The following is a 22,790-nucleotide window of genomic DNA, read 5'->3' as shown; positions in this document are numbered from 1 at the left end:
CCATGCCGCTCGCGCCTGCCATCGAAGCCGATATCGCCGCGCTTGCGGCGCGCTACGGCGCTCCAAGACGCATTACTGCCGCACTCGACGGCAAGCCCTTCAATCCGGTCACGCAGTCCGACCGCTACGGCGAGGTGTGTATGGTCGTGCGGCGGCGCAACGGGCGCTTGCTTACGGCGATCAAGACGTTCTATCCTGCCGGGTGTTTCCGGTTACTGACCGGCGGCGTGGCGCATGGCGAGACGATCGAGGCGGCGTTGAACCGCGAGGTCGAGGAGGAGACCGGATTGCAGACGGTTATCTGGCGTTTCCTGGCGGTTGTCGAGTATCACCCGTATGCGTTCGCCACGTTCGCCTTCCTGCTCGATGAGTGCGGCGGCAAACTCGGATCATGCGACCCGCACGAACGGATCGGCGCATTCCGCAACATCGATGTGAGCGAATTGCCGACGCTGGCGACGACGCTGGAAGCCGCGCCGGATCGGAACGACCACGAGATTGACGGAAACTGGCGCGATTGGGGACGCTTCCGCGCCATCGTCCATCGGGTGGTGTATGACGCCCTGACCGATGGCGCAGCCGACAGTACGCCCGGATAGACGCAGCACGCGCGACGGGCGCCGCCCCGCAGCGGGGCGAATGGTTATTCGCCAGAGGGGAGGGGCGAATGAGTATTCGCCCCCACAGCAGCGCAGCATGCGCTACGTTCTGTTGCGTCCTTGCGCGGATAGCGTTTTGAGCCTGTCAAAGCCAAAGCCGGGTAGATCACTATGAGAACTGCTCTCGAACTCACACCCCACATCCCCTGGCTGCGTCGCGTGGCATTGAGTCTGACCTTCGCCGTTGCGGCTGGGCTGCTCGTCTTTATCGTGGCGCGCGGCGTTTCCGGGGCGTTGCTCTTTATCGAACATCAGGAACTGATCCGTTCGGCGGCAACGACGTTGCGCAACGGCATCGAAGGATTGCCGACCAACGACCTGCGTGCGGTGCGGTTGCGCGCAGAGCAGAGCGAATATGCTCATATGCGCATTGGGTTGATACTGGCATTCGTCACGGCGGCGCTCACAGCAGCCGGCAGCTTTCTGTGGCTCGAACAACGCGCCATGTCGAAAGACCGCTAGCCATGCCCCATACACCTCTCCACGCTGCCAGACGCCTGCACTGCGACGAGACACACGGACACGCGACCTGGACATCGCCGGCAGGTGAGACGCGCGAGATCGCCAGCATCAGTGATACGCTCGACGCCGTTGCCGGACTGGAGCGCGGCTTTGATGCCGACATCGTCGGCTTGGCGCTCCACGCGCTGATCCTGACGCTGCGCACACGGCGCGGCTACCCGCTGGACTTCGCGCGCGGCGCAGTAATCCAGGCGGCTGAAACGCTGCGTGGCGTCATCCCTCCACCACACGCGCCGATCCTCGACCAGGCGCTCGCCATTGCCGATGGCGCCTTGTTGAACGGCGATGACGACGTACCGGCGTTGGTCGCCTTCACCGCCGATGCCATTGCGCGCCTTGATCGCGCTGCGGAACGGTGTGGACGGCGTGCGACGGCGTTGATCGACGAGAACGACCGTCTGCTGATCATCGGCGATGGCGCGGCGCTCCGCTGGATGGTGCAGACTGCCGCTGTCCCGAGGACGAGGGCGAGGATTGCCGGGGAAGCGACCATCTGCATGGTTGCCGACGCATTCGCCGCGATGAACGGCGACATGGCGGGCGTACATCCTGAAGCGGTCGATGTAATTGCTCTTGCGCGCGCGCGAGGCGTGCCGGTCTACGCCCTGGCGCCCAACGGACCGACCGCCGCAGCGCTGACCGGCGCGCGCATCCCGGCGCACCTTCTCAACGCCATCGTGACCGACCGCGGCGTCTACCGACCCGAACGAATTGCCACATACCAGCATCTCTCGACGTGATGCCGCCTGGCGCGCCCAACGCTTCATCTCATCGAAGGTTTCCGCAGGCCGTCGGCGGTCACATCACATCGCCGATACTTCAGCATCGGAACGATCGCGCGACGAGCGCCGCCATACTCTCCCTGCGGCGAAGCCGCATACCTCGGCCCCGCCCCGCGTCAGCGGGGCCTCCCTGTCCATAAGAGAGCAATCAACCACAACCTGGACCATCAAGGACGTAGAGCAGCGGACGTTGGCTTCGACAGGCTCAGCCAACGTCCGCCGCAAGACGGTCCACACGGGCAAGTAGTGGGCAACATCTGGTTGTTCGCTTTATGAGCAAGGGCTTCAGCCCGCAGCCCCTCCCCCGGCGGGTCCGCGCACCTCGCGCCAGACCCGCGTCAGCGGGGCTTTCACGTCTCCAGCCCGCAGCGTTACAGACGACAGACACACGCTCAAAACTTCCCTTGACACCCCGCCACCGACGTGGTATCATTGTAATTCGCAATTTGCAAACGCCGGAGCGGACGAAGGAGGAACTCACCGGCATTCAATGCGTTATTCAGACGCATCTCCAGATCAGACCCATCAGACGCACGAACACAACCCACGGTCTCTGCCTCCAAGGAAGACAATGCCGTGAGTTTGTGTTTGTGTTTTCGGTTTTCTACCGCCCAAACAATCTGGATTCGGCAATCAGGCGCCAGTGATCGATGATCCTTAGCGTCAGGGCCAGGGTGCGTCTACCACTGCCCGTACACGAAAAGGCAACCGAATCTCTGGCGGCTGGCAAGCAAGAGCGAGGTGCCAATGCCCCCGTTGACTGAAAGTGTTGTGCTTCAGCCACTGATCATGCCGCATGATATCGGCGTCGACAGCCTGCATCGCGGCAAGATCGAGCGTTATTCGTTCGCACGTATTTCAGACGCTATCGAGTTGCCCAAACTGATCGAGACGCAGTTGAGCAGTTTCGAATGGTTCCGTAGAGAAGGATTGCGCGAACTGTTCGAAGAAATTTCGCCGATCACCGATTTTACTGGCAAAAATATGGAACTGCGTTTCCTCGATTATCACTTCGGGGAACCGCGTTATAACGAGCACGAGTGCCGCGAACGGGGGATCACCTATTCGGCGCCGATTCGGGTCAATGTACAGTTGCGCATCCTGAGCACCGGCGAATTGAAAGAAAGCGAAATTTTCCTGGGAGATTTTCCATTGATGACGGATAACGGCACGTTCGTCATCAACGGCGCCGAGCGTGTGGTGGTCTCGCAACTGATCCGCTCGCCCGGGGTCTACTTCAAGGAAGAGAAGGATCCCACCTCCGGGCGCAGTCTGCACTCGGCAAAGTTAATCCCGAGCCGCGGCGCATGGCTCGAGTTCGAGACCAACAAGCGCGACGTGATTTCGGTCAAGGTTGATCGCAAACGCAAGATTCCGGTCACAATTCTGCTGCGCGCCATTCTTGGCTGGAAGGCGGAACCCGATGGCAGCGGGCAGTGGGCGCCGGATAACGAACTCGACATGCGCGGGCGCGATGAAGATGTGCTGGAACTGTTCACACATGTGGACACCGGTGAACATCAGTACATCCGCGTGACGCTCGACAAAGAGCCGGCGCGGCACGCCAAAGAGGCGCTCCTGGAGCTGTACAAGCGCCTGCGCCCCGGCGACCCGCCAACGCTCGATAATGCGCGCAATCTGATCGAGGCGCTGCTCTTCAATCCGCGGCGCTATGATCTGTCACGCGTTGGGCGCTACAAACTGAACAAGAACCTGTGGGAGAAGGATACCCGCTCCGAAGTGCGCAGTCAGGCGCCGGATCTGAAAGTGCGCGTGCTTCGCCCCGACGACATTTTCAAGATTGTTGAGCGGATCATTCAACTCAACAACGACACGCCCGGTCTGCGCGCCGATGATATCGATCACCTCGGCAACCGCCGTGTGCGAACCGTCGGCGAATTGATCCAGCAACAGTTCCGCGTCGGACTCCTGCGCATGGAGCGGGTGATCAAGGAGCGTATGTCGCTGCAAGACCCGGAGACGGCAACGCCTAACGCGCTGATTAACATTCGCCCGGTCGTCGCTGCCATGCGCGAGTTCTTCGGCGGCGCGCAACTCTCGCAGTTTATGGATCAGACCAACCCGCTGGCGGAATTGACCCATAAGCGCCGCCTCTCCGCCCTCGGTCCCGGCGGTCTCAGCCGCGACCGCGCCGGCTTTGAGGTGCGCGACGTGCATCACTCGCACTATGGGCGCATCTGCCCGGTGGAAACGCCGGAAGGACCGAACATCGGTCTGATTGGAACAATGTCCACCTATGCGCAGGTCAACGAGATGGGATTCCTGGAGACGCCCTATCGCAAGGTGTACCGCGAGGTGCCGAACGCGAGCGAGTGGGAGCGCCAGGGGCTGCTGCTGCGCGATGTGCGCGACCTGCGCACCGGCGAGTTGATCGCAGTGCGCGGGACGCGCGTCGATGCGGCTGTGGCGCGCCGCATTGCGATCTCGTTGCTGCGCGGGCAGATTCTGCGCGAGGATGTGGTCGATCCGAAGACCGGCGCGATCATAGCCAGCGCCGGACAGGAGATCAACCGCGCCCTCGCGGAACGGATCGTCGAAACACCGTTGCAAACGATCAGGATCCGTCCGGTGGTATCGCAGGAGGTCGATTATCTCTCCGCCGATGAAGAGGATAAATTCGTCATCGTGCAGGCAAATGCGCCGCTCGACGAGCACAATCGCTTCCTGGAAGGCACCGTGTCGGTGCGCCATGCGGGAGACTTCGACGATGTGTCGATTGAGCGCGTCGATTACATGGATGTGTCGCCCAAGCAGGTGGTGAGCGTCTCAACGGCGCTGATCCCCTTCCTGGAGCACGACGACGCCAACCGCGCGTTGATGGGGTCGAATATGCAACGCCAGGCGGTGCCGCTCCTCCGCCCCGATGCGCCCATCGTCGGCACCGGCATGGAGTATGTGGCGGCGCGCGACAGCGGGCAGGTGGTGGTCGCTAAAGCCGATGGCGTGGTGCTCTCGGCGACCGGCGATGAGATTGTCATCCTCGAGGATGATGGCAATGAACGCATCTACCGGCTGCGCAAGTTTATGCGCTCGAACCAGGATACCTGCATTAATCAGCGCCCGAGCGTCTCACGCGGGCAGCGCGTCCGCAAAGGCGAGATTATCGCCGACAGCTCCAGCACCGACAATGGCGAACTGGCGCTGGGGCAGAATGTGCTGGTGGCGTTCATGCCATGGGAAGGCGGCAATTTCGAGGACGCCATCCTGGTCTCGGAACGCCTGGTGCGCGAAGATATCTTTACCTCGATCCATATCGAGAAGTATGAGGTCGAGGCGCGCGATACCAAACTCGGACCGGAAGAGATCACCCGCGATATTCCGAACGTGGGGCAGGAGAGCCTGCGCAACCTCGATGATCGCGGCATTATCTATATCGGCGCCGAGGTGCAGCCGAACGATATTCTGGTCGGCAAAATTACGCCAAAGGGCGAAACTGACCTGACGGCGGAAGAACGTCTGCTGCGCGCGATCTTTGGCGAGAAGGCGCGTGAGGTGAAGGACTCGTCGCTGCGCGTGCCGAACGGGGTGCGCGGCAAGGTGATCGATGTGAAGGTCTTCACCCGCGATGATGATGTGGAACTGCCGGTCGGCGTCAATCAGCGCGTCGATGTGTTGCTCTGCCAGAAGCGCAAGATTTCGGCAGGCGACAAGATGGCGGGACGCCACGGCAACAAGGGTGTGGTTAGCCGCATCCTGCCGATTGAGGATATGCCGTTCCTGCCGGATGGGACGCCGGTCGATATCATTTTGAATCCGATCGGCGTGCCAAGCCGTATGAATATCGGGCAGATCCTTGAAACTCACCTGGGCTGGGCAGCGGCGCGCCTCGGCTATCGCATCGCCACCCCGGTGTTCGATGGCGCCACCGAGACGGAGATCAAGGAATGGCTCAAACGCGCCGATTTGCCGCCCGACGGCAAGATTACGCTCTACGACGGGCGCACCGGTGAGCCGTTTGATCATCCGGTGACCGTCGGATACATCTATATGATGAAACTGGCGCACCTGGTGGAAGATAAGATCCACGCGCGTTCGACCGGACCGTACAGCCTGGTGACGCAGCAACCGCTCGGCGGCAAAGCGCAGTTCGGCGGTCAGCGCTTCGGCGAAATGGAAGTCTGGGCGCTCGAGGCGTATGGCGCTGCCTATACGCTCCAGGAAATGCTCACGGTGAAGTCGGACGATGTGGTGGGGCGCGTGAAGACCTATGAGGCAATTGTGAAGGGTGAGCCGATCCAGGAGGCCGGTGTGCCGGAAAGCTTCAAGGTGTTGATCAAAGAACTACAGTCCCTCGGTCTGTCGGTCGAGGTTCTGAGCGCCGATGAAACGCCGGTGGAACTGACCGACGATGCGGACAGCGACCTGGCAGCGCTCGATGGCATCAATCTGTCGGGAATGGAGCGCGGTGAATTCTAATCGCCTGGCAGACCCATCCGCCCGCAGGCTTGAAGCCTGTGGGCGGATGGGTGTTGTCACCACAGGCGCATCACGTGGAGAAACCAATGCTTGAAATCAATGACTTCAGCGCTATTCGCATCAGTCTCGCGTCGCCTGACGATATTCTGAGCTGGTCGCACGGCGAGGTCACCAAGCCGGAGACGATCAACTATCGCACCCTGAAACCAGAGCGCGACGGTTTGTTCTGCGAACGCATCTTTGGTCCAACCAAAGACTGGGAATGCTACTGCGGCAAATATAAGCGCGTGCGCTATAAAGGCGTTGTCTGCGACAAGTGCGGCGTCGAGGTGACCCGCTCGAAAGTGCGGCGCGAGCGCATGGGGCATATTTCGCTGGCGTCACCGGTATCGCATATCTGGTTCGTTAAGGGCACACCGAGCCGCCTCGGGCTGTTGCTCGATATTTCGCCGCGCAATCTGGAGCGGGTGCTGTATTTCGCATCGTATATCATCGTCCATGTCGATGAGGAGTTGAAAGCGCAGCGACGCGAGGCGCTGCAAGCAGAGTATCGCGAAAAGCGCGAGCGTATCCAGGCGGAAGCCGAGAGCCGGCAGATTGAACTTTCGACACAATTGACGCAGGACCTGGGCGGTATGGAGAGCGCGCAGATCTCGACGCAGCGCCGCATTGAGGAGGAGTACCGGCGGCTGCGCGATGAGATCAGCGCCGAAGCAGAGCGCCTGCGCGCCGATCTTGAGGAGCGACAGGGTGAAACCGCTGAGGAGGATATTATCTTCCGCGGCGCCGTGCTGGTCGAAGAGGGTGAGACCATTGCCGAAACGACCCTCGACGCGCTGGACGAATTGCTCGACCAGGAACTGGAAACGCTCGAACAACGCAAGCAGCGCGACCTCGCGGATGCCGAGCAACTCACCGGCGCCGAACGCGAGCGCAAAGAGTATGAAGCCAGCCAGGAACGCGAGCGCTTGCAGGAACGTCTGCAGAGTGAACTTGATCGGTTGGTGCACGAGGAGAAGGAGCACCTCGAACAGCTCGACTCGATCAAATTGAAGCGCATCCTCAATGAACAGGAGTACCGCGCCCTGCGTGAGATTGCGCGGGACGTGTTCCGCGCCGATATGGGCGCGGGCGCGATCCGTGACCTGATTGTGCGCACCGTTGATCTCGATAAACTGGCGGAAGAGTTGCAGAATGAGGTCTACACCACGCAGGGTCAGCGCCGTAAAAAGGCGACCAAGCGCCTGCGGGTGGTAGAGGCGTTCCGCAAGAGCGGCAATCGCCCCGAGTGGATGATCCTCACCGTGCTGCCGGTCATTCCGCCCGATCTGCGCCCGATGGTGCAACTCGACGGCGGCCGCTTCGCCACCAGCGACCTCAACGACCTGTACCGGCGCGTGATTAACCGCAATAATCGCCTGAAACGCCTGATGGAACTCAATGCGCCGGAGATCATCGTGCGCAATGAAAAGCGCATGCTCCAGGAAGCAGTCGATGCGCTGATCGATAATGGCCGCCGCGGACGCGCGGTGTCTGGCAAGGGGAAGCATCGCCTGAAGAGCTTGAGCGATATGCTCAAAGGCAAGCAGGGTCGTTTCCGCCAAAACCTGCTCGGTAAGCGCGTCGATTACTCCGGTCGCTCGGTGATTGTGGTCGGTCCAGACCTCAAACTGCACCAGTGCGGTCTGCCAAAGAAGATGGCGCTTGAGTTGTTCAAGCCGTTCGTGATGCGTCGCCTGGTGGAGAAAGGCGCTGCGCATAATATCAAGAGCGCCAAGCGTATCGTTGAGCGCGTGCGCCCCGAAGTGTGGGACGTGCTCGAAGAGGTGATCAAGGATTATCTGGTGCTGCTCAACCGCGCACCATCGCTGCACCGCCTCTCGATCCAGGCGTTCGAAGCCAAATTGATCGAGGGATCCGCCATCCAGTTGCACCCGCTCGTCTGTGCCGCGTTCAATGCCGACTTCGACGGCGATCAGATGGCCGTGCACGTGCCGCTGTCGCGCAAGGCGCAGGAAGAAGCGCGTATGCGCATGCTCTCCAAGTATAACCTGTTGTCGCCGGCCACCGGCGACCCGATTATCACCCCGTCACAGGACATCGTGCTTGGGTGCTACTACCTGACAATGGTCAAGGATGGCGCGAAGGGAAGTGGCAAGATGTTCGCCTCGGTCGATGAGGCGCTGCTGGCATACGATAAGGGTTTGGTCGATATCCAGGCGCCAATCCTCGTGCGCATGACCGGGACGCTGCACGGCGACAGCGACCGTCCGGTGCGCTTCCTCAGCCCTGATGAGCACGGCGCGCCACGTATGCTGCTGGAAACGACCATCGGACGGATCATTTTCAACAACGAACTGCTCGAGCCGCTGCGCTTCCGCAATCGCCTGATCGCCAAAAAGGGTCTGCGTGAGATCATCGCCGACTGTTACAAGTATTACACCAACCTCAACAATCTGACGGAAGACGACCTCGACACTATTCGCGACATGTACGGCGATCGCCCGCGCGACGACCTGGCGCGCTACTTTGGTTCGGAGATGACGGCAAGCCAGGCGGACCGGATCAAGACGCTCGGCTTCAAATACGCCACGCGCGGCGGTATGACGATTGGCGTGGACGACATCGAGATCCCGCCGAAGAAACAGGAAATCCTTGCCGAAGCCGAGAAGCGCGTCACCGAGGTGGAGCGGCAGTTCCGCCGCGGTCTGATCACCGAAGAAGAACGCTACCGTGAGATCGTCGAGGTCTGGCAGAATGCGACAAAAGCCACGACTGAAGCCGTCAAACAACACCTGAACCCGTTCGGTCCGGTGGCGATGATGGTCAACTCCGCCGCCCGCGGCAACATCAATCAGTTGAGCCAGATGGCGGGGATGCGCGGGTTGATGTCCGACCCGACTGGACGGATCATCGAATTGCCGATCAAGAGCAACTTCCGCGAAGGGCTGTCGGTGCTCGAGTATTTCGTGTCGACCCACGGCGGGCGCAAGGGTCTGGCGGACACGGCGTTGCGCACGGCGGACGCCGGGTATCTGACGCGCCGCCTGATCGACGTAGCACAGGATAATATCGTCACGATCGATGACTGCGGAACGGACGAGGGGTTGTGGCTCTATCGCGCCGACGACCGTGAGGTGTTACAGGATTTTGAGCAGCGCATCCTGGGACGTTTGCTGGCGGCGCCGCTGATCGATCCGCGTACCGGCGAAATCCTCGCCGATCGTAATGATGAGATTGATGAAACATTGGCGCGCAAGTGCAAAGAACTCGGCATCGATGCCGTGTATGTCCGTTCGCCGCTGGCATGCAAAGCCGATTATGGCATCTGCTGCATGTGCTACGGGCGCAACCTGGCAACCGGCAAACTGGTCGATATCGGCGAGGCAGTCGGCATTATCGCCGCACAGTCGATCGGCGAACCGGGGACGCAGTTGACCCTGCGCACGTTCCACACCGGCGGCGTTGCGTCAGCCGACGACATTACCCAGGGTTTGCCGCGCGTACAGGAGATCTTCGAGGCGCGCACGCCAAAAGGCAAGGCGATCCTGGCGGAGATCGACGGCATCGTCGAGCTGGTGCGCGAGGATGAGGTGCGGAAGATCCGCGTCGTTGCAACCGACCTCTACACCGATGACCATGAACTGCCGCCGCACTACGAGCCGGTGGTGGTTGATGGGGCACAGGTGAATGAGGGGGATGGGCTGGCGCAGAGCAACCGCGCCGATCTCGGCGGTGAACCGATTGTGGCGCGGATGGCGGGTCTTGTGCGCATCGGCGCCGGGCAGATCAGCGTGATCAACGAAGAACGCGAGGTGCGGGAAGTGATCGCGCCGCATACGGCGCGCCTGGCGCCGGGCATCGAGAACGGCGCGCGCGTTGTCGCCGGGCAACATCTGACGGAAGGCTCAGCCGATCCGCAGGAACTCCTGGCGCTCCAGGGACGCGAAGCCGTGCAACGTTACCTGGTTAATGAGGCGCAGAAGGTATATCGCTCGCAGGGCGTCGATATCAACGACAAGCACATCGAGGTCATCGTGCGCCAGATGCTGCGCCGGGTGCGGATCGAGGAGCCTGGCGATACGGATTATCTCCCGGGCGAACTGATCGACTCGACCGAATTTGTGCGTAAGAACGCCGAGATGATCAGTCAGGGGGGTGAACCGGCAACGGCATCGACAATGCTGCTGGGCATCACCAAGGCGTCGCTGACGACCGACAGTTTCCTGGCGGCTGCATCATTCCAGGAAACGACCCGTGTGCTGACCGAAGCGGCGATCACCGGCAAGGTGGATTACCTGCGCGGTCTCAAGGAGAATGTCGTTATCGGCAAGCTGATTCCGGCAGGCACGGGGATCGAGAAGCGACGCCAGCTGGCTGAGGAGATCATCGGTGAACTGGCAAACGTCGTGCCAGCCACTGCCACGGCAGTCAGCGAACAGGAGCAACCTGATCACGAAGCCGATGAGGCGCTGCGACGCAGGCTGCGGGCGCTGATCGGCGGCGATGACAACGACGACGATGGGAAAAACCACGACGGCTTCGACAATCATGAGCCGGTCGAAAGCGATGACGCCTTCCTCGGTGATGAGCTGGCATCGTCAGAATGACTCGCCGTACCGTCCCAAACAGTAGGGGCGCCCCGATGAGGCGCCCCTAAAAAACCCGCCGCGCCGTTTCATCCGGCATGGGCGACCCGCCGCGTCGCCCCTACAAATCGATCCCGATCCGTGCCAGCACCGCAGCCGCCGCCCCGTTGACCCGCATGAGCGCCAATCGCCGCTGCACATAGTCGTAATCGAACGCCTGGCGACGGGCAATGGCTGTCGCGTCGGCAATATCATGCTTCCCTTCCTCGGGACCACGCGCCAGCAGCGCTTTGTGCAATGCGACATCTTCGGGCGATAATACCGGAACCAGCGACCCGAGTAATGGGAGACGCCGCACACGACTGCGCATATCAGCATCGAGCGTAAATGGGTAGATCTCCTGACCGCGCCGGATGGTCAGATCATCAAAAATCTTGATGCCACGCCAGAGAATGCGCTGACCGTCGAATTGCACTACCTTTTGCTGCTGGTTGAGCAAACGAACCACTTCGGACAACTTTCCCGGCTCGATGAGGATATCGATATCCTGAATGGGGCGGCGATTGCCGTAGAGATGTGCAGCAGCGCCAGCACATACCGCCCACGCGAGCTGATACGCATCGAGCGTGCGCTGCACAACGCCGAGATTGCCTGCGATGAGTGACATGAAACACTACTCGCTCACAACACATGTTTCCACTGGTCTCTATCATAACGAAACAACCGCATCTGTTGCAAGAGACCTGATAGTCCTATCTGCATATCACCCACGATGACCGGCGCCAGTAGGGGTGCGGCGTCTGATCCATTCTTCGCGGTGCAGACGCATCTCGAAGAACTCGACCTTCAGACCGCGCGGGTCGTCGCGGAAATGGCGGCGCAACGATGCATACATCGGTTGATCGAGCACCCGCCGATCAAATAAGGCGCCGGCGCTGCGCCAGTCGCTCTCGATGTACTGGAAGCCAAGGCGCGTGTAGCAGCGCACCGCACGAACATTGGGCGCAGCGACATCGAGCGCCATCAGGTGATACCTGAGCGCTTCGAAGTAGTAATCGAGGAACAGAGTGAGCGCTTCGGTGCCAAGCCCACGACCAACATACGGCGCTCCGAACGTAACGCCGAGGCGCGCCTGACCGCGTCGCTCATCGATTTCGCGCAGCGAAATGCGCCCGATCAGCGCGCCGCTGTTATTTTCGACCGCCCAGCTCCGCCGATAAATGCCGTGTTCGAGTAATGCATTCCACATCCCACCGCCGAATGACGCTGGACGCGGCAGGTTCCAAAGGGGATCGAACGGATCGTTATACGGTGGCCAGTCATCAGCCAGTTCATCATCGTGATATTTCCACGGACGAATGAGGACGCGCGGACCGCGCAACTCCATAGCGCCTCCTGCTAGCAGGGTTAGATAGCATCGACGTGCAACTCTTCCAGACCGCCAACATCACCAACGATCAATTGCACGAGTTCTGGCATAACAACGCCTGGTGTGGTATTGAGGACATAATCCGCCATCAGCGTGTAGATCGACTCATCAGGCGCGATGGTCAGCACGAATGCACCATGACGACGCGCCACGAAAGGGAACGAAGCCACCGGCTCAATGGCGCCGACCGTTCCAACACACAGGAACACATCACACTGTTCAACAACCTGCCGTGCCCGGCGCAACTCATGGTGCGGCAATCCCTCACCGAACATGACCACGTCCGGTCGAAGCAGGCTGCCGCACTGTACGCAGCGTGGCGGGATCTCACCATCTTCATCCCAGGCAAAGGCGACATGTCCCGACTCATAGCAACGACAGCGGCGCAGGCTGCCATTCAGCTCGATCAGATCGCGTGAACCGGCTCGCCAGTGCAGTCCATCGATCGACTGCGTGATGAGCGTAAACGCCGGATAGTACTGTTCCAGATCAACGAGCGCATAGTGTGCAGCGCCGGGTTGCGCACGCTCTGCCAGCGCGCGACGATAGGCATACCATTCCCACACCAGACGCGGGTTACGCACGAACGCCTGCGGCGTCGCCAGTTCGCTGACATCATACCGCGCCCAGTCACCGGTGTGCGCTTCACGAAACGACGGAATGCCGCTTTCCGCTGCCACACCGCCGCCAGTCAGCGCCACCACGCGCTGGGCCTGTGAGAGGCGACGGATCACATTGTCGGGAAGTGTCAGAGACATCGCACAGCTCCTTCATCGACATCAGAACGAAGGATGTGGCAGCGATTCATCACGCCGCGTCGCCAAAGGCGGCGCTCATCATCGCAGGAAGCAGTTGTCCCGCTGGTGCATACAGATGCAGGTCCAACTGACCATCGAGCGCACCAGGAGCAATATTGATTTCAACCGTATATGCGCCAGCAGATCGTGCAATCAAGGGGAGATCGGCAGCCGGACGCACGACTCCCGATGTGCCGATACAGAGGAACAGATCACACCGTTCGGCAGCCGCCACGGCAGTACGCCAGGCTTGCAGCGGCAGCCATTCGCCAAACCAAACCACATCAGGACGAACCAGACCGCCGCACCGCGCGCAACGCGGTGGCGCATCCTGAGGCACAGTCACTAACTCAACCGGCTCATCATCATCAAAACAGCGATACCGGAACAGGTTACCATGCAATTCTACCACGTTCCGACTCCCGGCGCGGCGGTGGAGATCGTCGACGTTCTGGGTGATGAGGGTAAAATCGGCGATCCGGCGCTCCAGATCGGCAAGCGCCAGGTGCCCCGGGTTTGGTGCAGCGGCTTCGACCAGCGAGCGGCGATAGGCGTACCACTGCCATACCAGCGTCGGGTTGGCGCGGAATGCCTCGGGTGATGCCAGTTCGGCCGGATCGTAGCGCGCCCACAAGCCGGTTTGCGCATCGCGAAAGGTTGGCACACCGCTCTCGGCGGAGACGCCGGCGCCGGTCAGCACGGCAACTCGCTGTGAACGGCGTAAACGTTCGATCAATGGGTCAGGAATATGCATACAGCAACCCGCACATGAAGAACCTGTTCAGATACCCTCTGTCGGGCGTCGTTGCGATCAGAGCGAAGCACGTTCTCCGCGCCTCTCACCTCTCACCTCTTGCCTCTTACCTCATCAGAGCGAAGCACGCTCTCCGCACCTATGTCTACCCTTCAGACCGCACATAGAGTTGTGAAACCCACCCTTCAACTTGCCGACCGTCGATTTCACCGCGCACTCGCACCCAGGGAACGCCATCGACACTGCGCGGTCCTTCGAGTTTGCGGAGCCGGGTTCCATTCGGCAGCAATGCGATCACCCGAGTGTTCAGCCCCGGTTCGTCGCGGAGGTTCAATCCCTCGACATCACCGATAGTCACGGTCAACACCTCGCCGGAACCATTCGCCACCCCGGTCAGCCAATCCGGCAGAGGAACATTCTCAGGCAACGTTACCTGCGGACGTGGCAGACGAACGTTCGTCAACCCTTCGATGACCAGACTTGTCAGGACATACGCTCCTGAGCCGACCAGAACAAAGAGCGCCACCATGACGATGAGCGCCGCCAGCGAATGCTGGCGCGTTCCGCGCATTGCGCTCTGATGAGCCATAGTCGCCATTGAGTCCAATGGCGGCGCCGAAGCGACCGGCTGCAATTCGGGGCGCACCGGCGCCGGGCGGTCAACCGAAGGCGACGATGCCTCCCGTCCTCGACCATTCATAGCAGCGGGAGACGCTGACGAGACAGCGGCACGAGGCGCCAGGCGATCGGTGGAGTGACTGATAGCGCGGCGCACATCGTCGAGCGCCTGGTTCAGCGCAGGTGCGTCAGGAAAGCGTTGAGACGCATCGGGTGCTGTGGCGCGCGCGATCATGTGCGCCAGCGACGGCAGGTAGATATGAGGGCGCACGTCAGCGAGCGTTGGAAGCGCAACAGTCCGATGCGCCTGGAGCATGGCGTTCAGATCATCGCCCTCGACTACACGACGCCCGGTCAGCATTTCGATCAGTAACAACCCCAGGGAGTACACCACGCTGGCTGCAACGGGAGGATGACCGGCGACACGTTCTGGAGCACGGTAACAGGCAATGTCGGCGCCAAACTCCGCTGGGGTCATGCTCCAGTTTTCGACCAACTTGACACGTCCTTCGTCTACCAGCACGATATTCGCGCTGCTGATCGGCGGGTACGGCGCGCCGGCGGTCTGACACGCCGCGACAGCACCAACGATCTGGCGAAAGTAGAGCAACGCCGCCTCGACGGTCAACGGTCCAAGTTCGCGCAGCGTCCTCCCCGACACATATTCCGTCACCGCAAATGGACGATTGGCAACCTCACCGCTGTCGTACACCTGGAGCAGCGATGGGTGCAGAGAACGAGCGCCGGACTGCGCCTCGGCAATGAAACGGCAGCGCAGCGCTTCCTGCGCCGCCAGTTCCTGGCGGAACAGCGCCATCAACGCCAGACGTTGCAGCCGCTCGTCGTATGCCCGATAGATGACCGCGAGACGTGTCGCGCCAAGCCGCTCTTCGATCCGGTAGCGGTCGTGCAACAGAGGTGCAGCGGGCGCAGGAGACTGAGCCATAGCAGTATCGGATGCGGGTCGCGTATACGAGGGATTATAGCATCTGGCGTGCGTCGTCGCAATGGCATGTCGCCACAGGGTGCAGGCGTGATTTGTCACGAAACGCCACGGGCAAGGGCGGCCCGGATAACAGGCGCTGGTTGCCGGGGGCTAACACTCAATTTCGTTCAGTCAGACAAGATGTTCGCGCGTTCGTTGGGCAAGGCGCAATGGTCAACGCGCAGCGGCAGGCGTGTCGCGGACGCACAACCGCGCATTGGCATCAGTCCGCCCGGCGGCTCGAGCCGCAGGCTACGGCGGCAAAGCCCGCCTGCGCGGGCTTTGCCGGGTGATACCGGATTATGTTCTCAAAATAGTGTACAAGTGACCGCGCATCAGTACATCCTCTGGCCGTTGGGGTCTCTGTGGCAGGCTTCCATTGGGCTAGAACAGCGGCGGTTGAGTCACCACGGGACCTTCTTTTTCTCGCGGGGGCCAGAAGACGCCAAGCGCCACCCAGGAGTTGTAAGGAAACACCGTCTTCCGATAGCCGCGTGAAGGGAGTGGATGCGTCATAACCGTGATAAGAACTTTTGTCCTGATGGATGCACTCATCTCGGCCACTCCAAATGGACGACAGGGTGATCGATCCTATCCGACAGCGCCTGAGCCAGCACGTGACGATGGCAGCAGGCGGGATCCGCTTCCACACACACGAGAGTACTGGGACGAGTTTCGATGATTTCAGCGACCCGCCGGATGGACTCAACACGATCCTTCAGCGTTGTTTGCGCATATTTGGCAAATAATCGGTCATAGTCTTCTTTTTTCGCCAGTTCTATTCTCTCCTGACCCGGAATTCCAAGTTCGGGGAAGTGAACGTACTCGATGTCCAGTAAATTGCACAGGCGTGAAAGCGTACTCTTATGGTAGCCATAGCGCATTGATACGGGATTATTTCGCACATCAATAACGCATTGTATACCAATCCTGAGTAACCTGTTGAGGAAATCATCGACTGAAAGTCGTTCATAGCCAATGGTATAGATAGCAATGTCTGCGACTGGCCGTTGTCGTCGTCGTTTCCCTTCGTCTTTGCAATTAATGGTATACCAGGGATATTTGTCATATACCGTGTCGATAAGTTGTCGGTTGTTCATTGAACCATATCTGTTCATAACATAATACAGACAGGTCTTCACTGGGGCAGGAAGTGAAATGTCAACATCGTTGGCGACTTCTGTCAGCCTCCAAAGATTGCCATGCTCATTGGCGTTCTCAATGATGCCATGGCGGATGAGCGCATCGATTTCCTGGTAGAGCGAAAACGAATATGGACCGTAGTGGTACGGCACAAACTGATAGCAGGCGTTCCTGGGACGTGATTGCGTCTCGACGGATAGGAGAAACGCCCATTTCATCAGTTGAACGCGCGAAGCGCGATTGCGCGCCTCACGCAGCATGGCGACCAGAACCTTTTGGCGCAGAAGCATCGTACTCAACTCCGCCAGGGATTTTGCCCGGATAGATCATCTGTTCTTCTCCAGAGAGTATCGCATATCCCGGTCGGATGCGCAAGATTATGCAGATGCATGTATGAGTCCACTGCAAAAAGGCTTAACCACCAAGGACACGAAGCGCACGAAGGTGAAAATGAAGCGCATTTCCTTTGTGTCCCTTTGTGACCTTCGTGGTTCGCTTTTTGCAGTGAAGTCATGTATCGTTGTAGGCTGCTATTTCGCTCTTCGCTTGCTCGCCTGACGACTAAGGTGGCGGCTATGAGAAGAAGCCAACCTGTGCGGGCTACGATGGTGAACGCCGCGCCTGCGCTGCGGCATATCCCTCGAATACACACGATGCATCGGCATTTCCGCCGCAAATGACAGCAACCGGCGCCGAGCGGCGAGTGACATCCACCGCGCCGCTCTGGAGAGCGGCGATCACGGCGGCGCCAGCCGGTTCGACCAGTTGATTGCACTCGGTCCAGAGCCAGCGCATTGCCTCGACCATCTGCTCATCGGTCACCAGCGCCACTTCATCGACATACCGCAGCGCCAGGTCGAGGGTGCGTTCACTGAGCGCACGTGGCGAGAGGGTGTCGGCGATGCTGTGGACGGCGGGCAATTCCACCAGCCGGCCAGCGTTGAGGCTGACGGTCATCGTCGGCGCGCCGACCGGTTCGACGCCGATGATGCGAATGCCGGGGCGCGCCTGTTTGAGCGCGGCTGCCACGCCGCCGATCAATCCGCCGCCGCCGACGGCGATCAGCACGAGGTCGACGCAGGGCGCGTCGGTGAGCACTTCGAGACCGAGCGTTCCCTGCCCTTCCAGAGTGCGGATATCGTCAAACGGATGAACGTAGTACAACCCTTCACAAGCAGCATGCTCAATGGCGCGTCGGTGGGCATCGTCCCAGGTGTCGCCGTGGCGAACAATACGCGCTCCCCAGGCGGCAATGCGTCGCTCGCGGTCAAGGGAGGCGCGTGCGGGCAGATAGACCGTGGCAGAGACGCCCAATCGCCAGGCGGCGTATGCCAGCGCCAGACCGTGGTTGCCGCCGGATGCGGCGATCACGCCACGCTCACGCTGCTGTGCGTCGAGTTGGAGCAGATGGTTGAAGACGCCACGCGCCTTGAATGAGCCTGCAACCTGCACGTTTTCCAGTTTGAGGCGCAGGTTGGGATGGAAGTCGCCACGCGATGCCGGCAGCGGTATGAGTGGCGTGTGCCGGATGAATGGCGCGATGCGCGTTCTGGCGGCATCAATCGCCTGGAACGGAAGAGGATGCTCCATTGCAGAACCTTCCACGATTAACGTGCCGTAATATCAAGAACATCGCGCAGCATGGCTGCGGCAGTCGGTGTCGGATCCGTTTCCAGCGTTGTCGCGGTCTGTTTGCCGGTGATGTCGGTGTAGTAAACCACCCCCATCTCGTCAGCGCTCATCCGCGCCAGTGGGTGCGCAAGGGGCAGGGGCGTCGGCGCCACGCTCAGACGGAAGTCATCGCCCTGGCGCTCTGCCAGGCAGAGGAGCACCAGGCGTTCACCGCGCTCGAGCGCGGCACACAGTTGCTCTGTGGTCAGACCGGTGATGCCCTGGACGCGCACGTCCGCCAGCGTCGTCGGTCGGTGCAGCACGGCATTGGCAAGAATGGTCAGTTTACTGGCAGCGTCCCATCCTTCGACATCGAGGGAAGGGTCAGTCTCCGCCAGACCGCGCCGCTGCATCTCTGCCAGCGCGTCAGCGTAGGAAACCCCCTTTTCCATGGCTCGCAGGATGCCTTGCGTCGTGCCGTTGAGCACTGCCTCGACGCGCATAATGGTTGCACCGGCCAGGTCGCGCCGTCCAATCGCAATTGTCGGCAGTGCGCCGCCAACGCAGGCGCTGAAACGCAGCACGGGCCAGTTACGCGGATCGCCGCGTTCTTCAGAAGCCTCCCCCATGTCGCTGAGGTCGGCAAGTTCTGCATACGCGAGCGCCAGCGGTCCCTTATTTGCCAGCACTGCATGCATCCCGCGTTGCAGCGCAGCGCGCACCGTATCGAGTCCTGGTTGTCCCGTTATCAGGTTGACGGGGGTGGCTTCGAGCAGTATGTCCGCTTCGATACGCCTGACGGCATCAACGGGGGAGATGCCCGGCACGCCGCTGCCTGAAAGTGCTGCAACGCTCTGCCTGCGCTGTTTGAGCGCCAGAATCGCTGCCGGTTCCAATCCTTCCACGTTGATCGCCACGCCACCCGAATCGGCTGCCGCGACCAGCCGCAGTGCGACGCCGTAGCGTCGCGCGAGGAGCGACGCCTGCGACTGCATGATGGTAAGAAAACTGCGGCCCACATTGCCCAGGCCGCTGAGGAAAATGCGATAGGTGCGCATATCCCGACTGTATTCCTGTCGCTGTGCCAGGCGCATTGTACCACGATCATGCGGGTGGCGAGCGATGAGCGACGAGAGGGGGGAGGGAGGTTTTCACTCCTGCTTAGTGTAAAGATTTCTCCTCTTTGTATTTCGATACTCTTTCTGATCATGCCCATCTTATGTGCTATAGTTAAGCAATCATTAAGTAACATAAACATCTCTTATGAGTCCACTACAAAAAGGCTTAACCACCAAGGACACGAAGCGCACGAAGGTGAAGAACCATGAAGCGCATTCCCTGTGTGTCCCTTCGTGACCTTCGTGGTTAGCTGCACAGAGGCTTAACCACGAAGGACACGAAGCGCACGAAGGTGGATAAAAATGAAGAGCATTTCCTTTGTGTCCCTTCGTGACCTTCGTGGTTACGGCTTTTTGCAGTGAAGTCCTTAATGAAAAAGAAAGGAGAAAGCAATGGCGCTGCTCGAAACTGTTGGTGAAGTTCTGTTCGAGAAAACCATTTTTGGCATTCCCAACATCGTGGTAGGCGTGGCTGCCGTCGCTGCGGCGCCGGTTGTCGTGCCCGCATTGCGCCCGGTGACGAAAGCGATTGTCAAAGGCGGCATCATTGCCGCCGACCGGACGAAGGCGACGCTGGGCTCGGTGGCAGAGCGCACGAAGGGGGCGTTCAGCGAGGCAGGCGAGCGCTGGGGCGACCTGATCGCAGAGGCGCGCGCTGAGGTGTACGGCGCGGCTGCGTCGACTCCGGCGCAGACCATCGCGCCGGAAGTGGCTGAGACGCAGGCAGGCTAGTCCAGGTGACGACCGTCGCCAACGGTTGCGAACTCGACCGAGTACGATTCCTGGTGTGTGAGCGACTATCTGCGCGCCTCCCTGAGTATCCGGGCGACGGTCGTCTGCCCCTAGTGTCCCTCCCTTCCTCACAAGTGCAGATTTTTCCTGTAAGCCCGCACTTCCGCGCTCCTCATTCCTTCTTTTCCCCTCGTGGGAGAGGGAGATGGAAGAGTGAGGGGCGACGAGCACCGTTGAGATGGGGCGCGCGATACCATGGCGCTGCGGGCTGAAGCCCTCGCTGAGCACATGAAAGCCCCCGCTGACGCGGGGCTGCCACGCTCCAACATCCCCTGCGCCCCGTGTGGGAGCAGGGGGACGGGGGGATGAGGAGCGACGAGCGCCGCATTCCAACGCTTCTCGCGCCTGAAAAAGCCCCTCTTGAGGTGACGGGCGTCTTCGCTGTGCTACAATGAGTACGTAAAGCGTTCGCTGTGTGGTCAAATAGGCGCACCGCCTTCAAGCAGCAATAATCCAGGCATGGGGATCATGAGCGCAGCGTTGACCGATCAGGCAAACTCTGCCAGCGCAACGGAAACCGGTCCGTTCTACGGATGGCGGTTCATTCGCCGTGAACTGCCGGACGGCATGATCGAATGGGACCAGGTTCCGTTGACCTACGAAGACGTGTTGCATCCTGAGGAGGGGGATCAGGTGACCCACAGCAGTCTTCATCAGCGACGCTGGCACTATCTGCGCGAAGTGTTCGAGCGACAGGTCGCGCACGACCCTACCGCCGTCGTGCTGGATGATGTGCGGATCGAGTGGGACGTTCCCGATCTCAAGCCGCATGGTCCTGACCTGATGGTGATCTTCGGCGTGAAGGAGCGCAAGGACTGGAGCACCTTCCGGGTTGCTGAGGAAGGGGTGCGCCCCGCGCTGATCGTGGAAATCGCCTCACCAGAGACGCGTGGGCACGATGTCATCACAAAGGTCGATCACTATGAACTGGCAGGCGTGCCGCTCTATGTGATTGTCGATGCGGTCGAGCGTCGCGGACAAGCGGGGGTGCGCTTGATCGGGTATACGCTGACGCCGCAGGGATACCAGGCGCTGGCGCCGGACGAGCAGGGGCGGCTGTGGCTGGCGCCGGTGCGCGTCTGGCTTGGAGTGCGCGACGGCGAGATCATTTGTTATGACGAGGAGGGAAACCCGCTGGGCAATCACCTCGCGCTGGCGCAGGCGTTGCGGGAAGAAGAACGCGCCCGCCGTGACGCCGAAGCCCGCGCCGCCGAAGAAGAACGCGCCCGCCGCGCCGCCGAAATCCGCGCGATAGAAGCCGAGGCGCGCGTGCGGGAACTGGAAGCGGCGCTACGAAAGATGCAGCAGGGAGAGGGGACGTCTTCTGCGGGGCAGGTCTGAAACCTGCCCCGACAGGATGAGCGACACCGTTCACCGCAGCCACGACCGCAGCGCCTCGACCTCGTCGGTCGCCTCCCAGGGCAACTCCAGGTCTGATCGACCGACATGCCCATACACCGCCAGTCGTCGGTAGAGGTTGCCATTGCACATCATGGCAAGTTCGCGCAACCGGAGCCGGCGAATGATTCCACCAGGGCGAAAATCGAAATGCGCGGCGACTTTATCGGTCAGCGTATCGTCATCGATGCGACCGGCGCCAAACGTATCGACCCGCACGCTCACCGGTTCGGCGATGCCGATGGAGTAACTCAGTTGCACCTCGCATTGCTCCGCCAGACCGGCGGCAACAATGTTCTTGGCGGCATGACGCGCGGCATAGGCGCCAACCCGGTCGATGCGCGTGGGATCTTTGCCGCTCAGCGCCGCGCCGCTCTGACGTGAAAATCCGCCGTAGGTATCCACACCGTTCTTGCGCCCGGTCAGACCGGCATGCAACGCCGGGCCGCCTTCGAAGATCGCACCCTCGGGGTTGATCTGAATCCGGGTGCGGTCGTCCGGCGCAAAGGGCTGATCGACAAAAGCCGGACGGATGACCTGTTCCATCAGGTCGTTACGAAGCGTCGCCAGTGACACGCGCGCGTCTTGCTGGCTGGCGAGCAGGGTAATGCTATCAATGCGCCAGGGCATCTGCCTGGTGAATGCAACGCCGACCTGACACTTGGCGTCGGGCGCCAGGTAGCGAAGCGACTCCTGACGCACCCGGTCGTACTGGCGCATGAGACGGTGCGCGCACCAGATCGGCAGCGGGGCAAGGTCAGGGGTGTGGGCGCAAGCGTATCCGAAGAGGGTCACATTCTCCTGCGCCGTCAGTTGTGCGAGACTGTCCGTGTCGTCGAACCGCGGGCGGAAGCCGTTCATTTCGCTCAGGCTGGTCATTACCGTGCATGTGCGCCCGTTGAATGCGCCGCGATCATAGCCAACCTCGAGAATGATCTCGCGCGCCGTGTTGGGAATATCAACGACGGCGTCAGCAGCGACCTTGACCGACACGAACAGAATGCCGGTCGAGACGGCGCATTCAGCGACAACCGATGCAAACGGGTCCTGCCGGAGGTAGTGACCAACCAGCGCATCGCTGATCTGGTCGCATAGTTTGTCTGGGTGCCCGGCGCTGACCGACTCGGACGTGAAGATGTAGTGCGATGCCATCTCC

17 protein-coding genes are annotated in these 22,790 nt (G+C 60.7%); 7 read left to right on the top strand and 10 right to left on the bottom strand.

Annotated features, from left to right (window positions below):
* Positions 1–2: 2 nt before the first annotated feature.
* The 5 genes from AC3EA7_RS04280 (at position 3) to AC3EA7_RS04260 (ending at position 11,010) form a co-directional block, all read left to right on the top strand.
* Positions 3–599 (top strand): NUDIX hydrolase, encoded by a 597-nt coding sequence (locus tag AC3EA7_RS04280; RefSeq protein ID WP_488612796.1) that lies wholly within the window; start codon positions 3–5, stop codon positions 597–599.
* A 171-nt stretch (positions 600–770) separates the two neighbouring features.
* Positions 771–1,121 (top strand): hypothetical protein, encoded by a 351-nt coding sequence (locus tag AC3EA7_RS04275; RefSeq protein ID WP_488612795.1) that lies wholly within the window; start codon positions 771–773, stop codon positions 1,119–1,121.
* A gap of 2 nt (positions 1,122–1,123) precedes the next feature.
* Positions 1,124–1,921 carry a hypothetical protein gene (locus AC3EA7_RS04270; protein ID WP_488612794.1) on the top strand — a complete coding sequence of 266 codons (798 nt, stop codon included), beginning with the start codon at positions 1,124–1,126 and terminating at the stop codon, positions 1,919–1,921.
* Positions 1,922–2,710: 789 nt separating this feature from the next.
* Complete coding sequence (gene rpoB / locus AC3EA7_RS04265; protein ID WP_488612793.1) at positions 2,711–6,400, top strand: DNA-directed RNA polymerase subunit beta; 3,690 nt, start codon at positions 2,711–2,713, stop codon at positions 6,398–6,400.
* A gap of 86 nt (positions 6,401–6,486) precedes the next feature.
* The gene (locus AC3EA7_RS04260) at positions 6,487–11,010 is read left to right on the top strand and encodes a DNA-directed RNA polymerase subunit beta' (RefSeq protein ID WP_488612792.1); all 4,524 of its coding nucleotides are present in this window, start codon (positions 6,487–6,489) and stop codon (positions 11,008–11,010) included.
* A gap of 100 nt (positions 11,011–11,110) precedes the next feature.
* Here AC3EA7_RS04260 and AC3EA7_RS04255 read toward each other — a convergent pair whose 3' ends face one another.
* From AC3EA7_RS04255 to AC3EA7_RS04215, 9 genes are all read right to left on the bottom strand, one after another.
* On the bottom strand, positions 11,111–11,656 hold the full coding sequence (locus tag AC3EA7_RS04255) for a nucleotidyltransferase family protein (protein WP_488612791.1): 546 nt from the start codon (positions 11,654–11,656) through the stop codon (positions 11,111–11,113).
* A gap of 96 nt (positions 11,657–11,752) precedes the next feature.
* Positions 11,753–12,376, bottom strand: coding sequence for a GNAT family N-acetyltransferase (locus AC3EA7_RS04250; RefSeq protein WP_488612790.1), 624 nt, complete (start codon positions 12,374–12,376; stop codon positions 11,753–11,755).
* Positions 12,377–12,396: 20 nt separating this feature from the next.
* A complete protein-coding gene (locus AC3EA7_RS04245; protein WP_488612789.1) occupies positions 12,397–13,176 on the bottom strand; it encodes an SIR2 family NAD-dependent protein deacylase in 780 nt (259 codons plus the stop codon).
* A gap of 49 nt (positions 13,177–13,225) precedes the next feature.
* Positions 13,226–13,969: an SIR2 family NAD-dependent protein deacylase gene (locus AC3EA7_RS04240; RefSeq protein ID WP_488612788.1), complete on the bottom strand. Its 744-nt coding sequence runs from the start codon at positions 13,967–13,969 to the stop codon at positions 13,226–13,228.
* Between the two features lie 145 nt (positions 13,970–14,114).
* Positions 14,115–15,533: a serine/threonine protein kinase gene (locus AC3EA7_RS04235; protein ID WP_488612787.1), complete on the bottom strand. Its 1,419-nt coding sequence runs from the start codon at positions 15,531–15,533 to the stop codon at positions 14,115–14,117.
* A gap of 423 nt (positions 15,534–15,956) precedes the next feature.
* Positions 15,957–16,127: a hypothetical protein gene (locus AC3EA7_RS04230; RefSeq protein ID WP_488612786.1), complete on the bottom strand. Its 171-nt coding sequence runs from the start codon at positions 16,125–16,127 to the stop codon at positions 15,957–15,959.
* The gene (locus AC3EA7_RS04225; protein WP_488612785.1) at positions 16,124–17,005 is read right to left on the bottom strand and encodes a DUF488 domain-containing protein; all 882 of its coding nucleotides are present in this window, start codon (positions 17,003–17,005) and stop codon (positions 16,124–16,126) included. The genes AC3EA7_RS04230 and AC3EA7_RS04225 overlap by 4 nt, the downstream gene beginning before the upstream one ends.
* 310 nt (positions 17,006–17,315) lie before the next feature.
* Positions 17,316–18,305 carry a threonine ammonia-lyase gene (locus AC3EA7_RS04220; protein ID WP_488612784.1) on the bottom strand — a complete coding sequence of 330 codons (990 nt, stop codon included), beginning with the start codon at positions 18,303–18,305 and terminating at the stop codon, positions 17,316–17,318.
* A 17-nt stretch (positions 18,306–18,322) separates the two neighbouring features.
* Positions 18,323–19,384, bottom strand: coding sequence for a homoserine dehydrogenase (locus AC3EA7_RS04215; RefSeq protein WP_488612783.1), 1,062 nt, complete (start codon positions 19,382–19,384; stop codon positions 18,323–18,325).
* Positions 19,385–19,837: 453 nt separating this feature from the next.
* On the opposite strand from AC3EA7_RS04215, the gene AC3EA7_RS04210 reads away from it, so the two are divergent.
* Positions 19,838–20,176, top strand: coding sequence for a DUF5132 domain-containing protein (locus AC3EA7_RS04210; protein ID WP_488612782.1), 339 nt, complete (start codon positions 19,838–19,840; stop codon positions 20,174–20,176).
* Between the two features lie 528 nt (positions 20,177–20,704).
* A complete protein-coding gene (locus AC3EA7_RS04205; protein ID WP_488612781.1) occupies positions 20,705–21,577 on the top strand; it encodes a Uma2 family endonuclease in 873 nt (290 codons plus the stop codon).
* A 30-nt stretch (positions 21,578–21,607) separates the two neighbouring features.
* On the opposite strand, the gene metK is transcribed toward AC3EA7_RS04205, so the two are convergent.
* On the bottom strand, positions 21,608–22,786 hold the full coding sequence (gene metK / locus AC3EA7_RS04200) for a methionine adenosyltransferase (protein WP_488612780.1): 1,179 nt from the start codon (positions 22,784–22,786) through the stop codon (positions 21,608–21,610).
* Between the last annotated feature and the right edge of the window lie 4 nt (positions 22,787–22,790).

This window comes from Roseiflexus sp. (assembly GCF_057785375.1).
This window is presented reverse-complemented; position numbering and strand designations above follow the sequence as displayed.

Bases quoted from the DNA above. Each gene is read 5' to 3' on its own strand.
- AC3EA7_RS04260 (WP_488612792.1), top strand. From the start codon at position 6,487: ATGCTTGAAATCAATGACTTCAGCGCTATTCGCATCAGTCTCGCGTCG.
- AC3EA7_RS04240 (WP_488612788.1), bottom strand. From the start codon at position 13,969: ATGCATATTCCTGACCCATTGATCGAACGTTTACGCCGTTCACAGCGA.
- AC3EA7_RS04275 (WP_488612795.1), top strand. From the start codon at position 771: ATGAGAACTGCTCTCGAACTCACACCCCACATCCCCTGGCTGCGTCGC.
- metK (WP_488612780.1), bottom strand. From the start codon at position 22,786: ATGGCATCGCACTACATCTTCACGTCCGAGTCGGTCAGCGCCGGGCAC.
- AC3EA7_RS04225 (WP_488612785.1), bottom strand. From the start codon at position 17,005: ATGCTTCTGCGCCAAAAGGTTCTGGTCGCCATGCTGCGTGAGGCGCGC.
- AC3EA7_RS04215 (WP_488612783.1), bottom strand. From the start codon at position 19,384: ATGCGCACCTATCGCATTTTCCTCAGCGGCCTGGGCAATGTGGGCCGC.
- AC3EA7_RS04235 (WP_488612787.1), bottom strand. From the start codon at position 15,533: ATGGCTCAGTCTCCTGCGCCCGCTGCACCTCTGTTGCACGACCGCTAC.
- AC3EA7_RS04220 (WP_488612784.1), bottom strand. From the start codon at position 18,305: ATGGAGCATCCTCTTCCGTTCCAGGCGATTGATGCCGCCAGAACGCGC.
- AC3EA7_RS04270 (WP_488612794.1), top strand. From the start codon at position 1,124: ATGCCCCATACACCTCTCCACGCTGCCAGACGCCTGCACTGCGACGAG.
- AC3EA7_RS04250 (WP_488612790.1), bottom strand. From the start codon at position 12,376: ATGGAGTTGCGCGGTCCGCGCGTCCTCATTCGTCCGTGGAAATATCAC.
- AC3EA7_RS04280 (WP_488612796.1), top strand. From the start codon at position 3: ATGCCGCTCGCGCCTGCCATCGAAGCCGATATCGCCGCGCTTGCGGCG.
- AC3EA7_RS04205 (WP_488612781.1), top strand. From the start codon at position 20,705: ATGAGCGCAGCGTTGACCGATCAGGCAAACTCTGCCAGCGCAACGGAA.
- AC3EA7_RS04245 (WP_488612789.1), bottom strand. From the start codon at position 13,176: ATGTCTCTGACACTTCCCGACAATGTGATCCGTCGCCTCTCACAGGCC.
- rpoB (WP_488612793.1), top strand. From the start codon at position 2,711: ATGCCCCCGTTGACTGAAAGTGTTGTGCTTCAGCCACTGATCATGCCG.
- AC3EA7_RS04255 (WP_488612791.1), bottom strand. From the start codon at position 11,656: ATGTCACTCATCGCAGGCAATCTCGGCGTTGTGCAGCGCACGCTCGAT.
- AC3EA7_RS04230 (WP_488612786.1), bottom strand. From the start codon at position 16,127: ATGAGTGCATCCATCAGGACAAAAGTTCTTATCACGGTTATGACGCAT.
- AC3EA7_RS04210 (WP_488612782.1), top strand. From the start codon at position 19,838: ATGGCGCTGCTCGAAACTGTTGGTGAAGTTCTGTTCGAGAAAACCATT.